Consider the following 16,723-nt stretch of genomic DNA (forward strand, 5'->3'; position numbering starts at 1 on the left):
AGTTTCTCCACAAACGCTAAAAAATAGTCGGTACCATTCCTCCATCCATACGGATTGGAGAACCTTTAAATGCAGATGCATAAGGGCTACATACAAATGTAGCTAGTCTTCCTATTTCAATAGGCTTGATAAATCGCTGTATTTCAGATTGAGGCAGGTTTGTAACCATAAAATCTTTCTCTTTTTCTGAAAAAGTCATATCTTCATGAGGATACATACTCTCAATTATTTGGTGCACATTCTCAGAGAGCGTTGGTCCCGGCATGATCGTATTGACTGTAACTTCTGTTCCTATTGTTAATTTAGATAAGCTTTTTGACAATGACAACAACATAGATTTTGTCATACCATACTGAGGCATTTGTCCTGAAGGCATAATTGCTTCTTCACTCGCAATAAAAATAAGGCGACCATAATCATTTTTCAACATTTTAGGTAAATAAAATTTTGATAATCCATTTGCAGCAAGAACGTTAGTGCGGAAGTATTTTTCCCATACTTCATCGTCTACGTCCACATATTGCATAATTTCATAAATACCCATATTGTTAACTAAAATATCAATTTCGGGGCATTTTTCAAATAAGGCTTCTCTTTGTCCAATATCCACAATATCGGCTGTAGCATTTTGAGGGGAGGTAGCTGGGAAATCTGACTTAATTTCATTTACAGTTCGTTCTACCTCTTCATAATTTCGTCCATTAATTAGTACATTAACACCTTCTTTGGCTAGTTCAATGGCAATTGCTTTACCTATGCCTTTCGTTGATCCTGTAACTAAAGCTGTTTTATATTTTAATCCCATATCCATAATACACTTCTCCTTTTTTAAAACAATTGTGCTCCGGATAGTGATTATATTATCTTGTCTGGATTGTCCAGTAACTAGCATATTGCGCCAAAGTTCTTGTTTAACACGCCAAATGACAAAACTCATTAGGCAGTCCTAGCGTGCTCCTGATATCGAGTTTGTACCTAAATGTTCAGTCCGCCAATTTGAAGGCGTATCCCCCTCCCATTGGCGGAAGGCGCGGTAAAACGAGTTTTGATCTTCGTACCCAATCAGGAATGCTACCTCTTTAATATCGAGCGAGGGGTCTGCCAAGTACTCTCGTGCCTGCTCATGTCTAGCTTTTGTCAATAGAATCTTGAAGCTCGTATTTTCGTCAGTAAGACGGCGCTGCAAGGTACGATCGCTCATACTGAGCTCCTTCGCCACAGCCTGAATGTCGGGGCGCCCTCTTGTAAGGCTGCGTTTCATGATCCATTTGACCATCTCGGTAATTGAACGGCTGCGCTGCTGTTCATCCAACGATCGGTCCAGAACAGGAGTCAAGATTTCCAGCAACTCTTCGTTGTACGAGACAAAGGGGCGGTCCAGGTCTCTTCGATGTAGCGTCAATCGGTTACATTTTGCACCAATCCGGATACGACAGCCGAAATAAGCTTCAAGGGCTTGTATATCGCCCATGTAGTGCGAAAATTCAACAAGCTGCGCTTTCAAAGGTTGACCTGTGCCCCGGCGCCCAATCTCCAGAAGACAAGCCAGCGTGCTACCAACCAGCATCGGCGGACCAGACTGCTCGGGAGATAGCCACTCCAGATCAATTGTACAGTGCTCGCCCTCCTCCGTGATATGTAGGTTTTCCGGGGGACACAGTTGTTTGTACCGAGCCATTCGGTTTAGAGCGTCGCGATAGTCCCGAGCGTGGTAAGTCGCTAAGACAGTCGGTGGGTACTTTGCTGTATCAAAGACGGTCACAAGTCTGATGATTCCTTGGGCTGTGTCACCAATGAGATCAGAATATGCCTGCCAGATCGCGAAATATTGGGCGGTGGTGACTACTGGTTCAGTAATAATGGTGATCGGCAATCGTGCTTTGCGTGCTACGTCGTGGGCGCCAAACCCTAACTGACATAATCCTGCCCACAATCCTGGCGGGAATTTAATACGCTCAGAGGTAAGAGACTTCATATATATGGGCCTCCTTTATATACTTACATATTCATTGGTTTTGGTTGCGATGAGGTCCCTCTTAAGTACACATAAGAATACTCTTAAGTACGTTAAGGTGTCTACATTAATGTAATAAGCTGTGGAAAATGTTACATCATATTGTTATCTGGGCTACTTTCAATCAATGATGAGTGATTTGGCGAATTACTTAATCATGATAAAATTCTGTTAATGCATGAACGACTCATTCTCAACACCAAAAAACACACCCATATGTTTATGAGTGTGTTTTTAAAACCCCAAATCACCGACACTCCTAGGAATGTCATTCCCTTAATACTGATTATTCTAGCTCTTTCATGGATTATTTTATGTTTTCATGGAAGATTTAGAGTGAAATGTGTTGATTTAAGGAGGAAATAGCGGATTTAATTTTTATGTAAAAAGCAACTTAAAAATGATCAAGCCATAGAATTCGGTTGTGGAGCGATACCCGCTTGAGTTTTATGGTGGGCAAAACTATTTTGCTCACCATTTCAAAGGTTTACTGATTACTTAAATGCATCCCAAAATTTCATTAAATAAATCTGTTTGTTTCTCTCCAGATTCCTATATATCTCTCTTATGATGGATCGAAAAATAGAGCAGATCTAAATAGTTCTTCGAATCACGCTTTTGGTTGCTGCCGCCTCAAAAATCGTCTCAATCAGCACCAATACACGGTGTACTTCTTCATTTTTGATCGCAATCTCCGCTTTTCCTTCGATGGTGGAGACAAAATTCTCATAAAAGCTTTCTGCAGCAGCAGGTATTTTCTCAATCGGGAACTTAAGGGTGGATTCCTCAGACGGCGGCGCCATCGTTTTCGTCAATCCTTGACCTGCTTGAATCGGCTTGGGTTCCACGTGAGCAACATCTGGATTTCGGGTGACGATCTCTCCGCTCAAATCCCAATCTCGAATCACTGCGGTTCCTTCGGTTCCTTTAATATACCAGCGTGGCAGCTTTACGTAATTGGTTGTACCCACTTCAATGACTGCTGTCAGGCCGTCCTTGAACTCAATAAAGCTGGCAAAGCCGTCATCCACTTCAGTCCCCAAAATATAGCTTAGGGTAGCAGCTACGCTTTCTATTTTGCTGTCCGTAATCTGAAGCAGCTGGTCCAACAGATGTACTCCCCAATCCAGTAGCATTCCTCCTCCATACGCCTTTAGTTGCCGCCAGTCACCTGGAATGCCATTAGCTCCCTGAACTCGCGATTCCAGCTGGAAGAGCTCGCCCACGGTCTTATTGCCAATTATATCTTTGATAATTCGGAAGTCTTCATCCCATCGACGGTTCTGATGTACCGTAAACACACGATTTTCTTTCTTTGCCACCTCAACAATATCCAAGAAATCCGCGCTCGTTATCGTAACCGGTTTTTCGCAAATGACATGCTTTCCGGCTTGTAGCGCCTGGATCGCGATTTCCTTATGAACATCATTAGGTGTTGCTATCAAAACAATATCGACGGCCTCATCGGCCAGAACGGCGTCCAGGCTCGCGTAGGTTTTATAGCCGGCAGCCGCAGCCAGTTCCATCCGGTAATCGACAATATCATATACACCGCCAACGGCAAGTTGCTGATTAGATTCGATCAATTGAACATGGTAGCTTCCCATGCCTCCATAACCGATGATGACTACATTGTATATACGATTGTCCATTTTCATCTTCCTCCACTCCTGATTTAAGCCCACCGCCTATCAAGTGGGTGCTCATGTCAATAAATTTTAATGTCCTCGTAACTCACCCTTAACTTCGTCGGATAGCTCTATCATACAAATCTCATGAAAAGCTTTCCTCCTCATTTCTTGCTGTTTTATTCCCGAATATTGTCCTGCGGTATTTCAATGGTGATGTTCCTGTCGCTTCCTTAAAGAGATGATGAAACGTCTTTACACTACTGAACCCTGCCGCCTCTGCGACCTCAGTAATCGGATTGTTTTCATTCAACAAGATCCATTTTGCCTTATTTAGTCTGTAATCATTCAAAAATGCTACAAAGGTCATCCCCGTATTCTTCTTAAACAGCCTGGCGAAATAATAAGGACTGAACCCCATATAATCAGCGACATTCTTCAGCGAGATGGTTTCATGATAATGACATTCCACATACTCAAAAATACGTTCCAGTTTATAAAGAGTGTCCTTGGATTGTGTTAAGGTTCTTTCTGAGAGTTCAGGAAGCCTTGGGGTTATGCTTCTCGGCACTTCACGCATAATAAGAGTCAACATCTCAAACACCTTGGCTTTGATCATATAAGCATGGCCTTCGTGTCGGTTGACGTTCTCATCATAAATGCTTTGAATCAGAGGAAGCATTTTAGCTGCTGTTTCTTCTGGCCAGTTCCAGCTTGATTGCTCCATCTCCGTAAATATATATCTTAGAGGGCGTTTCTGATCACTTAATGTGGAAACCTCTTGAAAAAAGCTCAGATCAAATTGAATAACCACCCGTTCGCTGTCGGGAGAGGCCAAGAAATAATGAACATCACCCCCATTTATAAACTGAACTTCACCTTGTTTCATGCGTATCGAAATATCGTTAATTCCCAGATCCAAGGTTCCCTGGGTCACATAAATAATTTCAATTTCTTTATGCCAATGAGGATAGCAAAGCACGTCGCCTTTATTAATAAAACTCCGGAAAGGAAAATGTCGGTCAAGCTCCGGGATTTCTAAATAAAAATTCATTTTGGTAGACTCCTTTTGCAGTAAAGTTCAAAAAGCCGTGCACATGACTAATGATAATTATGCTGCACTGCATTCCTTTCTTCCCTTCTTCATGCTTCTCCTTCTCAACTAGCGAATAAAATTCCCTCTCCCTTTTGAATTGTAAGCGTTTAACATTCGTTTTTCTACCCTATCAATCATAGTTGCTATGAAGTAAAGCAACTGTTAGGCATCTTTACTAGGTATCCTTACTAACATTATTGCAAACTCAAAGTTATGACTTAATTATGAGCCGTTTGGCGTTCGAGAACAATTTGGACTGATCTTATTCCCTCCTGCCGCTTGCAGTTTCTTTAGATAAAGGTTTCACCTTAACTGGATTAAACATAATTGAAGTTAAATACGTGTAAAATTGTCAAATTAATTTTTTACATTTTCTATATAAAAATATATATACATTTCCAATGTGATGGTATATTCTAGTAAAAAAAATACTCATATAAAAAATATGACCTACTGGAGGGACAGGCCTTGAAGAGACTATTCGCTTTAAGTTGTGCTTTCTATCTGTTAATCGGCGTCACCAGTGTGGTGCTTGGGGCATTACTGCCGACTTTACTATCTCACTATGGACGGGGGTACAGCGATGGTGGATTACTGCTGTTCCTGCAGTTTTTCGGATTTCTTGTCGGTGTTCTGCTCACCCCCTTCATGGCTCTGCATCTGGGTCGCAAGTCCATGTTATCCATAGCCCTGGGTAGTATCGTGGCAGCGTGCATTATCTTGGGTGTACTACCCTCATGGAATTGGGTCATCGCAATGGCCATCTGGGTTGGTTTCGGCTCAGGCATCATTGAATCGTCCATCGGAGCGTTTACCATTGAGTTCACGGAGGAGCAAAAAGCCGTGGCCATGTCTAAGCTGGATGTCTATTTTGCACTTGGTGCACTGCTTATTCCGGCGATCGTTAGCCTGTATATCTGGCTTGGAATGTGGAATCTAACCTTTTACACCATCTCCCTTCTCACTTTTGTCTTAGCGCTGTTGTGGCTTACCATGCCTACATCCGCCTCCTCTCACCTTACCCAAGCAGACATCCGAACTACTGAACGTTCAGTTGAACAAGCCCGTTACTCTGGACAGCATCGTGTATTGCTAGGAATCTTCATTATATTCTTCTTTGTTTATATGGGTCTTGAACTGGGGCTCATGAACTTCCTACCTTCTATTCTGACAGAGACGCTACATCTTCAAGGATCCGTAGCCTCGCTGGGTGTCAGCGTGCTTTGGATTGCAATGATCATTGGTCGTATGTTCTCAGGAAGGATTGCAGAGTCAGCAGGATATATTCCTTACCTGCTGTGGAGTGCAATCGGTACTTTCTGTTTCCTAGTTGCCATGGTGTTTATATCCAGCCAATGGGCTACATACCTTATAATTTTCGGTGCAGGTCTATTCATGTCTGGACTCTTCTGTATCGCGCTTGTCTATGCCAACGTGCTGATTCCAGGAATGACCGAGCGGACGACCAGCATTCTGATTGCGTCGGGCGGAATTGGCGGCTCGGTGCTTCAATATGTAATTGGCTGGAGCATGAGCGAATGGCCAGTGGCGGCTAGCCTCTGGATTTTAGGAGGGTTTACTCTGATTTTGCTGCTGGCACTTATTCTCACGCATCTGTGGAATGATCGGGGCAGCCGAGTCGTTGACTCTCTTGTCCATCAGGGCAAGGAAGGATGATATTGTTTTAGTTCTTAGGGGAGGTGAGGCCTATCGCAGAAGCACCGGATTATGCTCCCTTGTCCATGAGGGCAAGGAAGGTGGATTTCTTATTTTGGGGAGGTGAGTTCAGCCTCGTTATGCTCTGATAGGGTGGTAGACTTTATAAAGATGACTTAATAAGAATGTATATTCTGATATGGAGGGGAAATATCGTGCATACGTTGACCAAAGAACGTTTCAGATATGGTAAAGGCATTACTCTAATTGACGATTCGGGTAAGGAGTATTTGGATGGCGTATCCGGCACCTTCAACTTGTCGCTCGGTTATAACCACCCTCATGTCGTAAGCAAAGTACAGGAGCAAGTCGGCAATCTTGCACACATGTCTTCTACTTTTACAGAGCCTTATGTCGAAGAAGTCCTAGATCATCTAATCCAGTATGCCCCGAACGGCATAGACGCCGGATGGATGAGAGATATTACCGGCTCCACAGCGAACGAATGTGCTGTGAAGCTGGCCCAAAAATACACCGGAGCAACCGATATCATCAGTCTGCATCTATCACATCATGGACAAACCCAGTTTGCAACAGGCATTTCCGGTAATGCCTTTCGTCGCAAGAATTTCCCTAACTCAGTTGCAGCAAATTCTCTGCATGTGCCTGCCCCCTACTGTTATCGCTGTCCTTTTAATTCTTCACCAGACAAGTGTGGTCATCATTGTATTGACGCTATATCGGACGCCATTGAGTATGGAAGCTCAGGGTCTGTGGCCTGCATGATTATTGAACCCATTCTGGGCAACGGAGGTAATATCATCCCGCCTGCAGGATATTTCAAGCGCCTCCGTCAGCTATGCGACGAGCATAGGATGATTCTGATTGCAGACGAAGTGCAGACCGGAATCGGGCGGACAGGTTACATGTTCGCAAGTGAACTGTTTGACATCCAACCGGATATTATTACTCTCGCTAAGGGTCTGGGTGGTATTGGAGTCCCGGTTGCGGCGGTATTGATGCAGTCTCGTCTCGATGTCCTGGAGAAGCACGAACATTCCTTTACTTCGGGCAGCAATCTGATCTCGGTCACGGCAGCCAAATCCACATTGGAGGTTGTAACCGAGCCCGGTTTTCTGGAAGCCGTCCGGTCCAAAGGAAGCCTGCTCGGATCCCTACTGACGGAGATGGCCGACAAGTATGATTGCATTGGTGAGGCTCGTGGCGTCGGACTGATGTGGGGACTGGAAATTGTAGACGAGGACGATGCCCCGGATGCAGTGAAAAGCAACGGGATTATCGATCGCGCATTTGAGGAACAACAATTAATTCTGAGAGGTTCCCGTTACGGTTATGGGAATGTGGTCAAAGTCAGACCTTCCCTCACGGCTACCGAAGATGAGATTGCCGAAATTGTTAAACGGCTTGACGCCGTTCTTGCTACCCTTCACTAACGATCTGCCCAATAAGCAAAAGGAGGAATTATACATGCTCGCACTTGTATATAAATCAGCTTGGGATGTCGCACTTGAGGAAAGACCTATCCCGGAGATAAAAAAAGATAACGATGTACTCGTCCGGATTCGGGCGACTGGCGTATGCGGTACGGATCTAGGTATCATCAGTGGCAAATATCATGCCGTGCCTTCTACGATTTTGGGGCACGAATCAGCGGGGGATGTGATCGCTGTAGGACCAGCCGTCAGTTCACTGCAGCCTGGAGACCGAGTGGTGATTGATCCAACTTACTACTGCGGCCAATGCGAAATGTGCCGGACAGGAAGACAAAATCATTGCACACACAAATCCGTAACAGAGACCGGAGTCAGCGCAGACGGTACGTTCACCGATTATTATGTGACTGAGGACCGTTTTTTGTACAAGTTGAAGGACCATATCAGCTACGAAGAAGCGACGCTGACCGAGCCGCTGAGCTGTATGCTGACCGGAATCAACCAGATTAACCTGCTGCCGAACTTCACAACCGTTATTATAGGCGCAGGTCCGATCGGGATTCTGTACAGCTATGCTCTTGCTTCGAAAGGCGTAACTGGTTGCCTTGTTGACATCTCGGAGGAACGGCTCGCCATAGCGGATTCTATTGCCCCCGAACGGTGGTCCGCGCACGCCACACTGGAATCGGCCATTCATAAGCTGGCTCCGTTAAAAAATCAGGTGGACATGATTGTGGACACCACAGGAGTGGTCGGCACTGAGGTACTAAGCCAGCTTGCGAGCGGCGGGTATTTGATGCTGGTGGGGCTGAGAGATGGGATAAGCTCGTTTAATCCGAAAGAGGTAGTTGACCGTAGCCTTAAAATCATCGGTTCGATTGATTCTCTGGGCACGTTCTCCACGGCGCATTACCTGATTGAGCAGCAAATCATTCCCGCCAAAAAAATCATTACCCACTCGTATCCGCTGGATGACTACCATGAAGCCTTTAAGACGCTTGGATGCAATATCAGCGAGCGGACACTTCAGCCCTCGTCTCAGGCGATCAAGATTGTGCTGCAATCTAGTGGCTCCGACAACTAAATTTAGCTACTAACAAGGGGGAGAATGGACATGACGAGCATCCATCATGTTACACCGACGAATAATGAATGCACAGGAGACCTATCCGCGTCCGTTCCAGTCAAAGCGGTCATTTTCGACATGGACGGGGTGTTAGTAGACAGCGAACCGATCTACTTTGAGGTCGAACGCAGCTCCTTTGCCCATTTCGGTGCGCCCATGACGGAAGAAGAGCATCACACCTATGTCGGAGTGACACTCGAATCCATGTGGCGTCAAGTGCTGGACAGGCATCAGCTCACCAATACGGTGGAAGAGGCCTTGTCCTATCACCGAAAAAATGTGATGCAGACAATGATTGCACACGAGGGCCTTGCGGCGATCGATGGACTGGAGCGGTGGCTGGACTGGCTGCAAGAGAAAGGGATTCCGGTCGCGGTGGCCTCTTCCTCTCCGCGGGCGCTGATTGATCTCATTATGGAAAAGACAGGACTTGGCCGTTACTTTGACATTCGAATCACCGGTGAAGAGGTACTGCAGGGTAAGCCGGCACCGGACATCTTCTTATACGCCGCCGAGCAGCTAGGCATTGCACCAGCCCATTGCATCGTTATTGAGGATTCACATAACGGGGTCCAGGCAGCCAAAAGTGCAGGAATGTACTGTATCGGCTTCCATAACCCCGGCTCCGGCCGGCAGGATCTGTCCAGAGCTGATCGCTGTATTCTCAGCTATGACGATCTGTGGGCGATCAAAGAGAATTTGCCGTTTGATGAGCAGTTGCTTGCCAAGAGCAAGAGTCGAAACATACCGGAAGGCATACCCCCTTTATAATCATATGGAATCGTCCGATCTTTACTATGATTGAGGGTATTAAATAATGCCCCTTGGAATATACACTGGAGAATGTCATTTTTCCTTCCCTGTGTGTACTCTAAGGGGCGTGCTTTACGTCAAATCGGTATAGTTAGAACACGTACGTTTCCGGTTCAATAGAAAAAAGGGGTGCTGTTAACACCCCAAACTGGATTCAACGATATATGTCCTGCTTCATCTGAACGGTAATTTTGCGTATATTCAGCTCTTTCTGTCTTCTTCGGTAATCAGAGAACTGTAAGCCGGAATTTTAACTGTTCCTTTCTTCACCTTCACATCCTTTGAGGTGGAGAAGACCACTTTCCATTTACCCTTATCGGGATCTTTCATCTGCAAGGTAACCGGCTCTCCAGACAGGTTATGATATACATACAGTGCTTCTTTGCCTGAAGTACGTTTAAATGCGGTCACGCTGGCAGAGCCTGCTTGTATAGGTTGCAGACTGTCGCTGCGTAAAGCTTCATGTTTTTCCCTCAGACGGATGAGTGTGCGATAGCTTTCCAGCAGGGAATCATCGTCTCTCAGCTGCGCTTCCACTGATACCTCGCCTTTGTTGTATTTGGGTTTCTCCCATGTCGTTTGACCAGGGCCCTCTCCCTTGTACCAGCGCATAGGCTCACGAAGAAACTCATCAGGCTTCTCTCCCTTCATACCAATTTCTTCGCCATAATAGAGGAACGGCTGACCCGGAAGCGTTAAAAGAATGGAAGCGGCCAGCTTGGCTTTTCGCACATCCCCGCCTAGCTCGCTCATGACACGAGTCTGGTCATGGTTGCTCAGGAACGGAGCATCGAGTGCCGCCTTATTATATGATTTGTACAGTTGCAGCGTTTTCTCGGCGAATGCCGCGATACCCTGATCTCGGCCGTTTTTCACGGACTTCAAAATCGTTCCGCCCAGGTCAAAATTAAACAAGGAGTGGAGCTGTCCGTAATAAGGAGCTATGGTCTCCGGTTTGTCCCATACCTCTCCTGCCAGATATACATTTGGATTTACCTTCTCCATCTCGGAACGAAATTCACTCCACCAGGCAATGTTCTTATCCGCACCATCTTTCGTCTGTCCTCTAAAAATATGCATCGCCGCGTCAAGTCGGAACCCGTCTGCACCTTGCTGCAGCCAATACTTGCCGACTTTGATCATTTCTTTGCGGACTTCGGGATTGTCAAAGTTCAGATCCGGCATGCCCGACCAGAACGTACTGTAGAAATACCCTTCGCCATTCGGATTCTTATGCCATACCTGCTGACCCCACGAGCCCTTTTCTTCCAAATCTGTGTTCTCATCCGCCCATACGTAATAGTCGTGGAATTTGCTTTGCGGGTTGGCACTGGCCTCCTTGAACCATGGATGCTCGCTGCTTGAATGATTGATAACAAGGTCCATGATCACCTTAACGCCCTTTCGGTCCGCTGCTTTCATCAAGGTGCGGAAATCATTTAGACTCCCATACTGTGGGTCCACCTGATAGTAATCAGTTGCATCATATTTATGGTAGCTTGGAGATGGATTTAGGGGCATAAGCCAGAGGCCGCTGACCTGCAAATCCCTACCCGAATGGGGTTTTCCATCGTTTAAGTAATCAAGCTTTTGTGTGATTCCTTTCAAATCACCATGTCCGTCTCCATTCGAATCATAAAAAGAATTGATATAAATTTCATAAAATACGCCGCTTCCAGTAGAAACCGGAGGCTTATGTCCGTTCGATTCCTGCTCTGCCATTGCACTTGAAGCGAACATCGTGAGCATAGGCACCGTTAACATGGCGGTGGACAATCTTCTTAAGCGTTTGTTACGTGTCAAAACAAATCAGCTCCTTTGATTGTTATGGGTGCGCTTTCATTATAAATAGAAACAATCCAAAAAAAGGGGATATTTATTATCTATTATGGTGGAAAATATCGATCTTATTGTTTTATCTCTGTATTGAGCCAAAAGAGGAGCAGACTCTATGTCTACTCCTCTTTTCATCCAATCAGTTCAAGAAATATATCTCAATTTAATACGTTGGGAAGCTCTGTGAAGCGAAGACTTCACTGCATTCTCACTCTTGTTTAAAATTCTAGCCGTTTCCTTTATGGAGTATCCTTGGACTAATCGCAATTCAAGTACCGTTCTTTGCTCGGTATTACTTGCCATCAAGAGAATTTGATTGACCTCCTCCTGAATTTCAAAATCAAGGATATCCCAGTGATAGTGGAGCAGCCCCTTACGTAAAATGTATTCCTCCATCTTTTTTCGTTTTCTCATTAAATCTATAGCTAAATTTTTGGCAATTCTCAAAAGGTAAAACCGAATACGATCTTGGGGCAAGTCAGGCGAAGCTCTTATAAACCGAATAAAACACTCATGCAACAAATCTTCAGCATCCTGTTTGTTATGCAATATCCTCAATAGATAGCCAAAGAGGTCTGATTTGCAAGATAAATATAGATCCTCCAGATCTTTAACATCCATATTATTGCGTATCCCTTCTGCTTTGATTGAAATCGGTACGTTACTTGATAGTCTTAAATTCATATCCCTGCTTTTTTAAATATCTTATGATTTCAGGCAAGGCTTTGGCTGTTTCTTCCTTCCCATAAGTGTCATGCATGAGTACCACTGCTTTTTCTCTAGTCCCAATATTTCTCATGAATTCACTAATTAATTGCTCAGCATTCTTACGTGCACCCTCTGCATCTTTAGGTAACACATTCCAGTCAATCTGATGGTAATCCTTATCCTGTAGTGCTTTGTCCAGTACTTCCATACCATCGGGATCATTTCTCTGCCATGTCATGTGGCCGCCTGGAAATCGAATCGCTCTTGTGGAAAAATTCTGCCCCAATATTTGCTTTAAAACTTGATTTGTTTTTTCAATATCATTCATAAAACTGCTCGAATTCACAGTCTGATTCGGATACAAATAACTGTAGTCATGTGAGTAGGTATGATTTCCGATCGCATGTCCTTCCTTAACCAATCTTTTTGTTATTTTTTTAGTCACTTCATTTTCCTCTACTGCTTTTCCTACCACAAAAAACGTTGCTTTCACACTTTCTTTTTTAAGAATATCTAATATTTTAGGCGTTACGGTAACCGATGGACCATCATCAAAAGATAAATAGACTACTTTTTTACCGTCAATCCCCTCAGGTCGCTGCCCTTGCATTTGCTGATTTAAGTACTTTTCAACAAATGCTGCATCTTCAACACCCGAAACATTTTGTAGAGAAGATTCGCTCCCTTTGGATTTGTTATTTAGTTTGTCGGTTGATACTGATTCTATTTTTTCTGCATATTCAATCGTTTTTACTGGCTGTGGTTTACTACTAAAGATGTCAAAGAGTTTTATAATCATTAGAACCATACAAATGAGAATAATAAACAGTAGTCTTCTTCTCTTCCTCTTCATTCGATGAGCTCTGGTTCTATTTTGCACATAGCTTTTTTCCATAGTATATATTCCTCCAAAAATCTAGAAGCAGTTCACGTTTTATGTTGCGACCATGTGCCCATTCAATTATTCGTATCTCAATGCATCTATTGGTTTTAATCTTGCTGCTTTATAAGCCGGATATACCCCAAATAGAATGCCTGTACCTGCAGAGCTAAGAAACGAATATAGGATCGGCGAGATTGTAAATTCAATGGTCATGCGTGCTGTTGCTTCGATTATTTTGGAGGCGCCTACGCCTGTAACAACCCCGAGCATCCCCCCTAGCAGACCAAAAATGACCGCTTCGGACAGGAATTGAATCATAATATCTCTTGGCTTGGCACCAATAGCTTTTCGAATACCAATTTCTTTCGTGCGCTCTATAACCGACACCATCATAATATTCATAATTCCGATTCCCCCTACCACAAGTGAGATCGCAGCTACACCTCCCAGCAAGCTGGTCATGATATTATCTACACCGGATGCTGCACCTGCTGCTTCGGACAGACTCATTACTTGAAATTGATCCGGTTCCGAAGGTTTTAGCTGATGCGTCACACGCAAGCTTTCCAATATGTCTGATTGAGCCTGACCCATCAAGCCTGGTGACTTGGCGGATACCTCCAGACCAGTAATGTTTTTCTCACCCAGACGGTTCATCATGGTTGTAGCCGGGATGTAGATTTGATCATTTGTACTGTAGCTTAAATTCGTAACAGGCTGAGAATTCAATACTCCGATTACTTTGAAAGGGATCTGTTTGATTTGAAACGTTCGTCCCAATACGCCTTTGGTATCTCCACCAAAAAGACGCACAACCGCTTGGCTTTCCAGAATGGCAACATTCCTACGTTTATCCATCTCATCGTTGGTAAATGTTCTGCCCTCGGCAAAGGAAAACTTTTTGGCCTTGTAAAATGAAGCAGATGTCCCTACAATGGTTGCATTATAGTTATATCGCCCCCATGCAGCTTTTGAACTGCTTGAAATACGGGGCATCATTGCTGCAATCGAACTCTTTTGTTCCAATGCCTCGACATCTGTCCACGTAAATGAGGGCAAGGTATCCTGATTTATTTCTTCCTCAGTCATTGGCATGACGGGAGCAACCAAAAGTACGTTATTTCCTAACTTATTGATTTCCTCCTTAATACTGGCCTTTGAGCCATTCCCGATGGCCATAATGGCAATCACCGCTGCCACCCCGATAATAATACCGAGTATCGTTAAAAATGAGCGCATCTTGTTGGTAGTTAAGCTGTTCATCGATACACGGATCGTTTCCATCAGATTCATAGACTTACCACCCTTGATGAAATTCGTCTATTTGCAATAGGCTCATCTCGCTCAATGTTACCATCCCGAAAGCTGATCAATCGTTTGGCATATTCCGCTACTTCCAGTTCATGAGTAACCAGGACAATGGTTTTTCCTTGCTCATTCAAGCCTTGGAACAGCTCCATAATCTCGATGCTCGTCTTCGTGTCCAGTGCACCCGTAGGCTCATCTGCCAGCAGAATGACCGGATGATTCACCAAAGCTCGGGCGATGGAAACCCGCTGCTGCTGACCGCCAGAAAGCTCGTTAGGCTTGTTATACATCCGTTCTGCAAGGCCCACCATCCGAAGCGCCTCTATAGCTCTTTCCCGACGCTCCTTGGCAGGAACACCTGCATACATCATAGGCAGCTCCACATTTGCTAAAGCTGTAGTACGAGGCAGGAGATAGAATTTCTGAAACACAAATCCTAGCTTCTGATTTCTAATCTCTGAAAGTTCGTTCTCACGAGCATCCAATATGGAGTAACCATCCAGATAGTATTTACCGGTATCCGGATGATCCAGGCAACCAATAACATTCATCATGGTGGACTTGCCTGAACCAGAGGGCCCCATGATAGCAACAAACTCCCCTTCGCTAATAGATAAGTTCACACTGCGTAGAGCCTGAATCTCCTGACCGCCTACTTCATACCTTTTTTTCAGCTCTTTAATTTCAATAACGGTGTTATTGGATTGAGTTTCACTCATTGTGTCTGCCCCCCTCCACTGCCATTCGGGTCAGCACTGCTGTTCTGAGGAGGAATAACAATGGTTTCACCTTCCTTGACACCGGACTTGATTTCGGCCTGATCCGCTGTATAGACACCCAGTTTCACGGGTCTAAACTCATAATCGGCCGGATTCGCTGTGTTCTTCGCCACATATACTCCATCCACACCGCCTTCAGACCTCAAGGCAAACAATGGCACAGACAGCGCATTTTTGTGTTCAGCTAACAGTAGAGATACATCCATATTCATCCCCGGTTGCAGCCTTATGTTTTGGCTATCCAAAGACAATTCAATTTTGTATGTAGTCACATTGGCTTCCGTCACCGGCTCTGGAGAAACAAAGCGTACTTCGCCTTTAAATTGTTTGTCCGGGAATGAATTCGAGTGCATTGTCGCCTGAAGTCCGGTCTTTAATTTAGCAATATCACTTTCGTTCACCTTGGCAAGAACCTTCATAACCCCTGTGTTGGAGTTATTCATGACAATAAAAGGTGCAGTAGGACTAGTGCCCACATCGCCGTTGACCTTCAAAATAATCCCGTCCCACGGCGCCGTAACCTGTAATTTACTTAGAACACTTTTCTTCTGCTCTAATGCCGTTTCAGCCTGCAATAAAGAAGCTTGTGCAGATTGGATGTTGGAAGCTTCAGGTGGGGACTGTGCAGCCTTTAATTGTATTAATGCTGTTTTATAGCCCATTTCCGCCTCTTCGATCGCCTCAGTTTGCTTAGTCTGTGCCTTCTTGTACTGCAGCTCTGCATTGCTCATATCCAGTTTTGCCTTATCCAGATTTTGCTTGGCTGTCGCCAGGTCACTTTCTGCTGCCGCATCATTCTGAACCAGATAAGCCTGGTCATCATAATCCTTCTGGGCTTTATCCAAAGTCACCTTGGCTGCCTCCTTTTGCGCAGCAGCTTCCTCTAATTCCATCGCGTTCTTGGCTGTTTTAATCGCCATCTGTGCCTTTAAGACATTTGCTTTCTGTAGCTCGATATCATTTGTTTTGGGTCCGCGCTTGGCTTCGTCCAGTTTGGCCCTTGCAATTGCGACATTAGATTCGGCATCCTTAATTTGCAGCCTGGCATCTGAATCATCTAGTCGTGCTAGCACCTGACCTGCCTTGACGCTATCTCCTGCTTTGACATTGACAGCGACGAGCTTGGCACCCTCGATATTTGTAAAATTAATATTTACTTCCTTGGAAGCCTGAACGGTTCCAGTCACGCTAAGCGACTCGGTTATGTTAGCTTTTTGTACCTGTACGACCTGATTCGCCGGAGCCTCCACAGGTTTTTCCTGGCCCCTTTTCATGTAGAGCGTACCGCCAATTCCCGCTATAATGAGCAAGATCAGAATACCTATGCTCCTTTTCACTCTTCTTTTCTTTCTTAATACTTGTAATGAATTTTTATCTTTCTTTTCTGTTTCCGACAATGTTATATCCCCTTAAATTGTATTT

General features: G+C 44.7%; 14 protein-coding genes. 4 read left to right on the top strand and 10 right to left on the bottom strand.

Translation table 11 applies throughout. From position 1 onward, the window contains the following. Positions 1–16: 16 nt before the first annotated feature. The 4 genes from ACEN8J_RS10320 to ACEN8J_RS10335 all read right to left on the bottom strand — a co-directional run bounded on the left by ACEN8J_RS10320 (position 17) and on the right by ACEN8J_RS10335 (position 4,696). Positions 17–811: an SDR family NAD(P)-dependent oxidoreductase gene (locus ACEN8J_RS10320; RefSeq protein WP_069011331.1), complete on the bottom strand. Its 795-nt coding sequence runs from the start codon at positions 809–811 to the stop codon at positions 17–19. Between the two features lie 135 nt (positions 812–946). Continuing rightward, entirely contained in the window at positions 947–1,975 is a 1,029-nt protein-coding gene (locus tag ACEN8J_RS10325) for a helix-turn-helix transcriptional regulator (RefSeq protein ID WP_495594468.1), read from the bottom strand. Positions 1,976–2,607: 632 nt separating this feature from the next. After that, positions 2,608–3,672 carry a Gfo/Idh/MocA family protein gene (locus tag ACEN8J_RS10330; protein ID WP_039275006.1) on the bottom strand — a complete coding sequence of 355 codons (1,065 nt, stop codon included), beginning with the start codon at positions 3,670–3,672 and terminating at the stop codon, positions 2,608–2,610. Between the two features lie 115 nt (positions 3,673–3,787). Beyond that, positions 3,788–4,696: an AraC family transcriptional regulator gene (locus ACEN8J_RS10335; protein WP_029518478.1), complete on the bottom strand. Its 909-nt coding sequence runs from the start codon at positions 4,694–4,696 to the stop codon at positions 3,788–3,790. 510 nt (positions 4,697–5,206) lie between these two features. Between ACEN8J_RS10335 and ACEN8J_RS10340 the strand changes: the two genes are divergently transcribed. The 4 genes from ACEN8J_RS10340 (at position 5,207) to ACEN8J_RS10355 (ending at position 9,745) form a co-directional block, all read left to right on the top strand. Then, entirely contained in the window at positions 5,207–6,415 is a 1,209-nt protein-coding gene (locus tag ACEN8J_RS10340) for an MFS transporter (RefSeq protein ID WP_069011329.1), read from the top strand. A gap of 164 nt (positions 6,416–6,579) precedes the next feature. Beyond that, the gene (locus tag ACEN8J_RS10345; RefSeq protein WP_209018357.1) at positions 6,580–7,848 is read left to right on the top strand and encodes an aspartate aminotransferase family protein; all 1,269 of its coding nucleotides are present in this window, start codon (positions 6,580–6,582) and stop codon (positions 7,846–7,848) included. Positions 7,849–7,882: 34 nt separating this feature from the next. Beyond that, positions 7,883–8,932 carry a 2-amino-2-deoxy-D-mannitol dehydrogenase GutB1 gene (gene gutB1 / locus ACEN8J_RS10350; protein ID WP_029518481.1) on the top strand — a complete coding sequence of 350 codons (1,050 nt, stop codon included), beginning with the start codon at positions 7,883–7,885 and terminating at the stop codon, positions 8,930–8,932. A 30-nt stretch (positions 8,933–8,962) separates the two neighbouring features. Beyond that, positions 8,963–9,745: an HAD family hydrolase gene (locus ACEN8J_RS10355; RefSeq protein ID WP_029518482.1), complete on the top strand. Its 783-nt coding sequence runs from the start codon at positions 8,963–8,965 to the stop codon at positions 9,743–9,745. Positions 9,746–9,988: 243 nt separating this feature from the next. Here ACEN8J_RS10355 and ACEN8J_RS10360 read toward each other — a convergent pair whose 3' ends face one another. The 6 genes from ACEN8J_RS10360 to ACEN8J_RS10385 all read right to left on the bottom strand — a co-directional run bounded on the left by ACEN8J_RS10360 (position 9,989) and on the right by ACEN8J_RS10385 (position 16,698). Continuing rightward, positions 9,989–11,590: an alpha-amylase family glycosyl hydrolase gene (locus ACEN8J_RS10360; RefSeq protein ID WP_069011325.1), complete on the bottom strand. Its 1,602-nt coding sequence runs from the start codon at positions 11,588–11,590 to the stop codon at positions 9,989–9,991. Between the two features lie 177 nt (positions 11,591–11,767). Then, the gene (locus ACEN8J_RS10365; RefSeq protein WP_449292773.1) at positions 11,768–12,244 is read right to left on the bottom strand and encodes an RNA polymerase sigma factor; all 477 of its coding nucleotides are present in this window, start codon (positions 12,242–12,244) and stop codon (positions 11,768–11,770) included. A 40-nt stretch (positions 12,245–12,284) separates the two neighbouring features. Further along, positions 12,285–13,226 carry a polysaccharide deacetylase family protein gene (locus ACEN8J_RS10370; protein ID WP_342435116.1) on the bottom strand — a complete coding sequence of 314 codons (942 nt, stop codon included), beginning with the start codon at positions 13,224–13,226 and terminating at the stop codon, positions 12,285–12,287. A 66-nt stretch (positions 13,227–13,292) separates the two neighbouring features. Then, a complete protein-coding gene (locus tag ACEN8J_RS10375; RefSeq protein WP_029518486.1) occupies positions 13,293–14,507 on the bottom strand; it encodes an ABC transporter permease in 1,215 nt (404 codons plus the stop codon). Next, complete coding sequence (locus tag ACEN8J_RS10380) at positions 14,504–15,241, bottom strand: ABC transporter ATP-binding protein (RefSeq protein WP_029518487.1); 738 nt, start codon at positions 15,239–15,241, stop codon at positions 14,504–14,506. The genes ACEN8J_RS10375 and ACEN8J_RS10380 overlap by 4 nt, the downstream gene beginning before the upstream one ends. Further along, positions 15,238–16,698, bottom strand: a complete 1,461-nt coding sequence (locus ACEN8J_RS10385) for an efflux RND transporter periplasmic adaptor subunit (RefSeq protein ID WP_165150588.1) — start codon at positions 16,696–16,698, stop codon at positions 15,238–15,240. The genes ACEN8J_RS10380 and ACEN8J_RS10385 overlap by 4 nt, the downstream gene beginning before the upstream one ends. Positions 16,699–16,723 lie beyond the last annotated feature (25 nt).

It is taken from the genome of Paenibacillus sp. Paensp38, assembly GCF_059491915.1.